Source organism: Pedobacter sp. 10L46_2 (assembly GCF_056395165.1).
The window spans coordinates 1-9,536 of sequence record NZ_JBFTIZ010000150.1 but is presented as its reverse complement, the minus strand read 5'-3'; the positions used below and the strand labels follow the sequence as shown (position 1 = coordinate 9,536).

7 protein-coding genes and 1 pseudogene are annotated in these 9,536 nt (G+C 40.2%); 2 read left to right on the top strand and 6 right to left on the bottom strand.

Annotation, left to right across the window (positions count from 1 at the left end; genetic code table 11):
* Both AC1DDX_RS16305 and AC1DDX_RS16300 read left to right on the top strand, forming a co-directional pair.
* Nucleotides 1–2,689, top strand: a 2,689-nt coding sequence (locus AC1DDX_RS16305) for a SusC/RagA family TonB-linked outer membrane protein (RefSeq protein ID WP_477622272.1), incomplete at its 5' end; no start/stop codon positions are given.
* A gap of 23 nt (nucleotides 2,690–2,712) precedes the next feature.
* Nucleotides 2,713–4,215, top strand: coding sequence for a RagB/SusD family nutrient uptake outer membrane protein (locus AC1DDX_RS16300; RefSeq protein WP_288879179.1), 1,503 nt, complete (start codon nucleotides 2,713–2,715; stop codon nucleotides 4,213–4,215).
* A gap of 83 nt (nucleotides 4,216–4,298) precedes the next feature.
* Here the strand turns inward: AC1DDX_RS16300 and AC1DDX_RS16295 are convergent, their stop codons facing one another.
* From AC1DDX_RS16295 to AC1DDX_RS16270, 6 genes and pseudogenes are all read right to left on the bottom strand, one after another.
* Complete coding sequence (locus AC1DDX_RS16295; protein ID WP_172660123.1) at nucleotides 4,299–5,051, bottom strand: SDR family oxidoreductase; 753 nt, start codon at nucleotides 5,049–5,051, stop codon at nucleotides 4,299–4,301.
* Nucleotides 5,052–5,080: 29 nt separating this feature from the next.
* The gene (locus tag AC1DDX_RS16290) at nucleotides 5,081–5,821 is read right to left on the bottom strand and encodes an SDR family oxidoreductase (RefSeq protein WP_337716799.1); all 741 of its coding nucleotides are present in this window, start codon (nucleotides 5,819–5,821) and stop codon (nucleotides 5,081–5,083) included.
* Nucleotides 5,822–5,914: 93 nt separating this feature from the next.
* Nucleotides 5,915–6,835 (bottom strand): helix-turn-helix domain-containing protein, encoded by a 921-nt coding sequence (locus AC1DDX_RS16285; RefSeq protein ID WP_288879177.1) that lies wholly within the window; start codon nucleotides 6,833–6,835, stop codon nucleotides 5,915–5,917.
* Between the two features lie 13 nt (nucleotides 6,836–6,848).
* The gene (locus AC1DDX_RS16280; protein ID WP_288879176.1) at nucleotides 6,849–7,229 is read right to left on the bottom strand and encodes a hypothetical protein; all 381 of its coding nucleotides are present in this window, start codon (nucleotides 7,227–7,229) and stop codon (nucleotides 6,849–6,851) included.
* 75 nt (nucleotides 7,230–7,304) lie between these two features.
* Entirely contained in the window at nucleotides 7,305–9,137 is a 1,833-nt protein-coding gene (locus AC1DDX_RS16275; RefSeq protein WP_288879175.1) for a glycoside hydrolase family 35 protein, read from the bottom strand.
* A 76-nt stretch (nucleotides 9,138–9,213) separates the two neighbouring features.
* Nucleotides 9,214–9,438 (bottom strand): annotated as a pseudogene (locus AC1DDX_RS16270) (RagB/SusD family nutrient uptake outer membrane protein); the annotation flags it as partial.
* Between the last annotated feature and the right edge of the window lie 98 nt (nucleotides 9,439–9,536).

Sequence of the window (9,536 nt, the reverse complement as noted above, 5' to 3'; positions counted from 1 at the left end):
ATCTAACATCACCAAAGCACTTCAGGGTCTTGCTCCCGGAATACAGGCGGTATCCTCGAGCGGACAGCCCGGTACGTCTGCAACCTTGCGTATCCGTGGTGTTGGATCGATCAATGCATCTGCTGCTCCATTATATGTGGTAGATGGCAATCCGTTTTCGGGTGATCTCAGCTCAATCAATTCCAGCGATATTGAATCTGTAAGTATCCTTAAAGATGCTGCTTCAAGTGCATTGTATGGTTCAAGAGGTGCAAACGGAGTGATCATTATTACCACTAAAGCAGGAAAACGCAACGACCAGACAGAGATCACAGCTAATTTTAGTCAGGGTGTTTCAAAGCGGGCCGTAAAGGATTATGAACAGGTAACAACTGATGAATATTTCCAAAACTACTGGCTTGCTGTTAAAAACAAACAAAAAGCCTCTAACCCAACTTATACGGATTTGCAGGCTGGTCAGGCTGCAAGCGAGCAGATCATTACCGATCTGGGTATCAACCCTTATGGCTCAAAATACCCACTTCCTGTAGGACCAGATGGGAAGCTTGTTGCAGGAGCAACACCATTATGGGATGATAATTGGGGTGATGCAATGGAACAAACCGCAATACGTACCCAAGCCGATCTTAGCTTTAGTGGTGGTAACGAAAAAAGCCAATACTTTATTTCTGGCGGATACCTTAATGATAAGGGTATTGCATTGGGTTCCGGGTACAAAAGATATAGCGCAAGGGTTAATTTAACTACCAAAGCAAAAAAATGGTTAACTGCCGGACTGAACATTTCAGCAGCAAATACCCTTCAGGATTATCCTATTTCTGAAGATAGTAATACAGGAAACGTAGTAAACTATTCGCGTTTGGTGCCAAGCTTCTATCCTGTTTATGAACGAAATCCTGATGGCTCTTACAAAACTGATGCAAATGGCAACAGAGTTTATGATTTTGGCGCTTATCGCCCAAGTTCAGCCATTCCAAGAAGCAACCTCGCGGCAACTGTTGACCTGGATAAATCTGAAATCTTAAAAGACAATGTTTCGGCACGTACCTTCCTTGAAGCTACCATAATCCCCGAATTAAAATTCAAAACTACTTACAGCGCTGATTTTGCAAACATTAACAATCATAATTATACGAATCCGGTACTTGGCGATGGAGCTGAAACCAAAGGTTCGGTAAGTAAAAGCAACAGCAGAACTTATTCATGGACATGGAACAACATCTTAACTTACGAAAAGACCTTTAACGAAGACCATCATTTAAATTTACTTGCAGGTCAGGAGATTTACAAATACAATTACAGGATCATTTCTGGTAGCAGGGAACGCTTTGTACTCCCTGGCTTATATGAACCAGACGCTGCTTCACAATTAAACGATTTTGGCGGGTCGGCATTGGACTATACCTTACTAAGTTTTCTTGGACGCGCAGAGTATGATTATAAAAAGAAATACCTGCTTTCTGCATCACTAAGAACAGACGGATCTTCAAGATTTGCTCCGGCAACACGCTGGGGAACATTCTGGTCGCTAGGTGCTTCATGGAAACTATCTGAAGAAGACTTCCTAAAAGACAATTCCTGGTTAAGTACACTAACGCTTAGAACCAGTTATGGTGCTCAGGGAAATGATAATATTGGTACTTATTATGCTTACGAAGGCTTGTACACCATCCAAAATAACCTTGGTGAAAATGGTTTGGTAACTTCAAGACTTCCAACACCAGATCTTAAATGGGAAACCAACTTAAACTTTAATCTGGGTCTTGATTTCGGAATTCTGAACGACAGAATCAGCGGTACCGTGGAGTATTTCGATAGAAGATCGAGAGATTTGCTGTTTAGCAGACCAAAGGCTCCGTCGACCGGTTTTGGTTCAATTGACGCCAACATCGGTGCTTTAAAAAACACCGGTATAGAGGTTCAGATCAATGCAACCCCTATTCGTACTGCAGATTTTAGATGGAACATTAGCCTGAACGCTACACATTACAAAAACGAAATTACTGCTTTGCCTCAGGAAGATATCAAAACTACTACAAAGATCATGCGTAAAGGTGGTTCTGTGTACGATTTTTTCCTGAAAGAATGGGCCGGAGTGGATCCGGAAACCGGAAATCCATTATGGTATAAACAAGATGCTAATGGGAACAAAGTAACCACTAATATCTATGCTGATGCGATACAATATGTTCAGGACAGTGCGCTTCCAGATCTTACTGGCGGTATAAGCAATACATTCAGTTACAAGGAGTTTGAATTATCGGCATTGTTTGCCTACAGCATCGGTGGTAAAATTTTAGACAATGATTATTTATCATTAATGCACAATGGCAGCAGCACCGGGCGTACCTGGTCTAAAGAAATATTAAACCATTGGACCCCGGCAAACAAATATACGAATGTACCAAGATTAACAACCGATAACCTTGGATGGACTCAGGCTTCTACCCGTTTTCTTTACAGTGCAACTTATGCTCGTTTAAAGAACTTAACTCTAGGGTACAGTTTGCCTAAAACTCTGGCCAGTAAATGGGGCTTAAACAACCTTAAACTAACCTTAACCGGCGAAAACCTATTTACTTTTTACGGACATGATGGTATGGATCCGGAACAAACTGTTGATGGTACTACTTATTACCGTTATCCGGCTATGCGTACTTTTTCTGCCGGACTTAGCCTTACTTTCTAATGCATCTATTAAAAATTACAAAAATGAAAATTAAACAGATCACCTATATAATTGGGATATCCGCTTTGCCCTTTCTTGGATGCAAAAAGGAGCTTACCACTACACCGACTACCTCCGTTCCCGAATCATTGATCTATGGGACAGCAGATAACATTGAAACCGTGCTGAATGGAACCTGGTCGTACATGAACGACACCTATTTTACTTATGCAAATCCTGGTTACTCTTCTATCTTAAGAACCAGTGATGTAATGGGAGACGATATTGCCATCATTACCAACAAATACGGATATCGCGATGCATATGAATATACATTGGCTAATAATCAAACCAGACTGGGTGCTTTCTGGACCATTCTTTATCGTGTGATAAATAACACCAATAATATCATCAGTAAAATTGACGCCTCAACCGGAACGGCAGAGAAAAAAGCGCAGATTAAAGGTCAGGCTTATGCATTAAGAGCCAATAGTTATTTGAATCTGGTTACGTACTACCAGTTCAATTACCAGGTAAATCCCCAAGCCAAAGCGGTTCCTGTTTATACGGAACCTACCGGTCCGACAACTGAAGGTAAATCAAAATCGACTGTTGAGCAGGTTTATCAGCTGATCATCTCAGACCTTACTGAGGCAGAAAAACTACTTCCAGCTTATCAGCGTCCGAGCACTACCAAGTACAAGATCAACATTGATGTAGTAAATGGCTTGCTGGCAAGAACTTACCTGAACATGGGTAAATGGGACTTAGCTGCACAACATGCACTTGAAGCAAAAAAGAACTATCCATACATGTCTGAAGCCGATTACAGCAATGGGTTTAACGACCTTAAGAACAGCGAATGGATTTGGGGACATGGTCAGCAACCGGATCAAAGTACAGCTAGTTATAGCTTCCATTTTCTGGACACCAGCAGTCCTTCGGCCTATTATTATAGCTTTATGGCCGATCCTAACTTTCAAAAGTTATTTGATAGTCATGACATCAGAACAAAACTATTCTTATGGGACGGTCTGCCAAGTAGAGAAGGTTATTTACGCTACCAGAAGTTTAAGTTCAGGGCTGATCAGACAGGCGATATCGTATTCATGCGTGCATCAGAAATGACTTTGATTGCTGCAGAGGGCTATGCTAGAAATTCAGACTTACCAAAAGCAGTTGAGCAGCTGAACTCGCTTCGTGCCGCCAGAAAAGCAGATCCGTTTACACTTGGATCGCAAACCAAGGATCAGGTAATTGCTGAGATTCTTATAGAAAGAAGAAAAGAATTATGGGGTGAAGGGTTTGCACTGTCTGATATTTTAAGAACTCAGACTGCTGTAGTGAGGAATCCAGCGCTTGGTACAGATGGTAAGCCACTTCAAGTTACTGTGATTACTCCTGATGGAAGTAGCAAGGTTGTTTCTGCAAAGCAGCATACAACTTTAAAATTCCCTGATGGTTCGGCCTTTAAACCCAACAGCAGTTACTACCTGTTCTCTGTACCGCAAACTGAATTGAACAACAACCCGAATATCAACAAATAATGGTATTTGACTAATAAACTTAACGGCGCTATATATAAAACCGGGTCTGAAAATGACCCGGTTTTATATTTTAAATGATTTCACTAGTTGGTAGCCCCGCCATTTACCAACAAATGCTGGCCATTAACAAATGACGAAAGGTCACTGGCAAAGAATTCAGCTGCATTGGCAACGTCTTCTACCTCTGCAAGTCTACCCATCGGACAGCTGTCCAGCAACTGTTTCCTTAATTCAGGATAGCTATCTGGCTCGGCAAAAATACCCGAATGATCTACTGCGAATGGAATGATGGTATTTACAGTTACTCCTCTATGGCCAATCTCTTTAGATAAAACATCAATCATATACCTTGGTGTAGTTTTACTCCCACCATACACAGCCATGCCCTGAACCGGAAAGGCTGTAGTACTGGAAGCAATGTAAATGATACGCCCTTTGTCTTCTACGTTTCTTGCAGCCTGTTGCATTGTAAAATATGCTCCTTTAGTGTTGATGGCAAATAACCTGTCAAACTGTTCCTCTGTAAAATCTACAACAGGTGTTTCTACCAGTTCGATTCCGGCATTGGCTACTACGATATCGATTTTCCCAAATTCTTTTTTTGCAGTTTCAAACAGACGTTCCAGATCAGCCACTTTGCTTACGTCTGCCTGTACCGCAATTACCCTTACCCCCATTGCCTTGATATTACTTAGCACTTCATCAGCTGATGCTTTATCTCTTGAATAATTGATCACCACGTCTGCGCCTAAGGCAGCGTAACGTTCGGCAATAGCTTTACCTAAACCTCTTGCTGATCCTGTGATTAATGCCACTTTATTTTTTAAACTGTTCATGATATTTTGATTAAATAATACTGATTGGATTAAGCCATGCCGCCGTTAACGCCAATATTCTGTGCAGTAATCCATTTTGCCTCATCCCCCGCAAGGAATGTCACCACCTGTGCAATATCCTCAGGCTCACCAATTCGGTTAAAAGCAGAAAGAGATGCCAGGCGGTCTATAACTTCCTGAGGTTTACCTTTAGTAAATAATTCAGTATTGGTTGGTCCCGGCGAAATTGAGTTTACATTGATACCTCTGCCACCAACCTCTTTAGAAAATACACGGGTTAATTGTTCTACGGCTGCTTTTGTAGCCACATAAGTACTATAAGTAGGCAACATGATACGGTTCACAGAAGTTGAAAAATTAATGATGCTTCCGTTGTCCGATAATCGGGTAGCTGCTTCACGCATCGTATTAAAAGTTCCCTTAACGTTAATATCAAATTGAAGTGCAAAATCTTCGTCAGTAGTATCTTTAAGTAATTTATTGATCATGATACCTGCGTTATTCACCAAAACATCAATCCGGCCATAATGATCAATTGCGGTGTCAAACATAGCTTTAACAGCAGCGGCATTACTTACGTCTGCCTGAATGGCAATGGCATCACCACCTTGTTGTATAATGTCGTTTACGGTTTGTTCTGCCGCAGCTCTACCACCTGCATAGTTTACAATTACTTTTGCACCTGCTGATGCTAATTTATGAGCGATACTTGCGCCTATGCCTCTTGAGGCACCTGTAATCAGAATTACTTTTTCTTTTAGAGTTTTCATGTTTTCTTTATCTTATTTTGATAACTCAAAGGTCAGATAAAGAACAACTGCAAAAAGGACGGATATTAAAGGATTAAGTATAAAAATCTAAGATTAGCTTTGCAGCTTTCTGTAAGCTATCGGAGTAAGCTCTGTATACTTCTTAAAGTAATTACTAAAATGGGTAGCCTCTGAAAACCCAAGTGTAAAAGAAATTTCTTTGATGGAAGCTTCTGAGTTATGCAATAGCGACTTTGCCTTTGCAACTGTTTTTTCAGCAATCCACGTGCTAACAGGTTTACCTGTTTTTGTTTTGATTACGCTACTTAGGTAATTCGGATGTAAATGCTGCAAATCTGCGTAGTCCTGAACCCGTAATAAAATATTTTCCTGACCAAAAACGATAGCCCGATAGTGATCTTCAAGGTTCTTTTTAAATACTTTAACAATGAAGGAACTCCTATTCCCCTCATATATAGGATTATAATTTTGCCAGAAGTATTCTTTTATTTTTAATAGCAGAACCACAAACAAGCTTCCAATAATTCTATTCTTATAGATAGAATTGCCTAAATGCTCTTTATGGATCTGGTGATAGAGCTTTTCTATTTCATCAAACTGTTCAGGTGGCATCAACCTTGGCTGAACTGTTTCTGTAAGCAAAAAAGAAAAGTCCTGATAAACATCCTGATGAACATGTTCTTGCAGATAAGATTCATTAAATGTGATCAGATAGGCCTCTGTAATTTCAGACCATTCAAAGCTTCTGTAATTTCCCGGATTAGTGAAATAGATTGTACCGGGGGTAATATCAAATGTCATCTCATCTATGATATACTTTCCGTATGCATTTTTAACGAAAACAAAGCTGAAATAATCTGGTCGGTAAGCAATCGATTTAAAAGGAAGATTCTTAAATGTTTCTCTTAAGGAATGTACAGTAAACCCCGACTCGGCACTTACCAAGTCTACAGGCAAGCCCATCATCTCGTACAGATCAGCCAGGTTTTTCGATACTGATTCCTTCGGGTTCATGAGAAGTCGTTTTTTAATGTTTTTTATACTTATCAATATCCTGTTTAGTTGCAGGATAGATTTCCGCTACCTCACTTCTATTGTCCTGGAATACTTTCACTTTTACAGGAACATCAGATTTATTAGCCTGGCGGATCATCTTCAGTTTTTGTTCACTCCCCTTAAGTCCAAGGTCAATAATAAAAAAACTGGCATAAGGATAAAGAGCCAGTTTTGCTGTATCATTTTTGATCTCCCTGATTTCTGGAAAAACAGTTCCAAGTTCGCTCGTTGGAGCATCTTTGACCTTTTTGTTTTGATCTGGATTATTCTGTTTCCTACAAGCAGCTGGAATAAGCATTATTGCAATGCTAAAAGAATAAATAATGGAGGAGGTTTTGAAGATTGAAAGCATATAATCAATTAATGGTCAACCAAATTTAGCTATTCTATCGTTCAATAGAATAGTTAAATTTGATTTAATTGATTATTACCTGGTATTAATCTGATCCAAAATTGGTTTATTAAGACTGGTAAGAAACTGCTGATCGGTCTTAAGCAAATCAAGTACAACCACCTGGTTTTTACCTTTTTTCAGCCATTCAGCAGGCAGGTAAATTGTTTGCTGAGGGCCAATACTCCAGTACTTTCCAAGATTATGACCGTTTACCCAAATCACGCCTTTACCCCATTTCCGCATATCCAGATAGGCATCCTGTAAGTTTTTCAGTTCAAATTCTGCATACTTTAACATTGGAGCATCCCGATTAACTGCATTGCTAACCTCTTTTTTAAGTGGCTGTTTATCAAAAGGCAATGAAAACATATCCCATGATTCCAAGACCGAACCAGCTAAGGTGACTTTGCCGGTAATCCCTTTTTTATTTTGAAGTAAAAATGGCCCGAAATTAATCCTTCCCATATTTTCTACTAATATATCAAGAGTGACCTTACCCGATGGTAAATCTATCATGAGACTATCCTGATTCAGTCTCCTGTCCAAAATACCCTGTCGTTTACCGTTAACATAGACCAGACCGAAATCCTTCAATCCATCAATTTTTAGCATACCCTGCTTTCCTCCATTGATAGTTGTGCGATAAAGTACATATCCATAGGCCTGGTTCAGGTCTTCGAAAGTCAGTGGCTGAATGCTTTGCTTTGATTTTCCAAGATACTCGTAAATACTAACTTCGGATGAAAAGGGAATAGCATCAAGAGCTGCTGCTGGCTTTGGGGCAGGAACAGCAGGCAACTTGGCACCAGGAGGCAAATGCTTTTCAATAACCGCCCTGAATTTCATAAACTTTTCAGTTGCGTTACCTGCTTCGTCAAGTGGTGCGTCGTAATCATAACTGCTGATCTGAGGTTCGTAGGGTATAGTATCACGGTAATTAGCTCCGTTCATGAAAGCGCGGGTACTACCGCCGTGGAACATATACATATTGATGGAAATGCCAGCTGCAAGTACGGAATCGAGCTTTCCTGTATATTGTTCAGCCGGAACTTTATGATGCGGTGTACCCCACCAATCAAACCATGCCGGATACCATTCGGCTATAAAGAAGGGGCCTTTGCCACCATTTAATTCGCGGATTTCCTTTTTCACGATTTCCGGATTGTCTTGCCCATTAATTGCAGGAAGTGTTCCGGGCAGGAATCCTTTTTTGATGTCTTTTTGAGGATCACATGTATATAGTAATCCATCGAACCCCGCATCAATAAACATCTCACGGTTAATACGCAAGTATTCCTTATCAGATCCATAAGAACCATATTCATTTTCAATCTGCACCATAAGCACATTACCTCCATGGTTGACCTGCAAGGGAGCAAGTTGTTTACCCACTTCGTGAATGTATTTGCGGTATTCTTCAAGGTATTGTTTTTCCCGGCTTCTTACTTTCAGACCTTGTTCATTTTGAAGCCAGTACGGATAACCTCCAAATTCCCATTCGGCACAGACATAAGGACTAGGCCGCAATATTACCCATAGCCCTTCTTGTTGTGCTATCTTTACAAATTCAGCAATATCATTGTTGCCAGAGAAATCAAACACATCTTTTTCAGGCTCATGTGCGTTCCAGAACACATAGGTTCCAATAGTATTGAGTCCCATGGCTTTTGCCATTTTCAGCCGGTCTCTCCATGCTTCTCTGGGTACGCGTGGATAATGTATTTCACCGGATACAACCTGAAAAGGTTTTCCGTCGAGCAGAAAGTCATTATCCCCAAGTTCAAAAGTATGTGCTACATTATTTTTACTGCAACTGCATAATAGTAGCAATACTGCCGACAAGTAAATTAAATTGAATATTTTCATTTAGGATGTTTTATAAATTGGAAAATTTACAAAATGCCGGAAAAACGTTTTGTTTCCCGGCATTCTATAAATTCTGCTAGTAGTTCGGATTTTGCTGTAATTGGTTCCCTGAGGCAAGAATTTCAGTCCTTGGAATTGGTAACCAATAATGTTTGGTCTCGAACTTACGCCCATCAAGTGCTATCTTGGAAGTAAAAGTAAAAGTTCCATCATTATTTTTGGTGATGACCACACCTCTTGAAGGAAGATTTTCCGTTACATCTGCTATTTTCCATCTTCTAACATCATAGAAACGATGCTCTTCAAACGCAAGCTATATCTGACGTTCGTGTCTTTTCCATCTTCTAACATCATAGAAACGATGCTCTTCAAACGCAAGCTATATCTGACGTTCGTGTC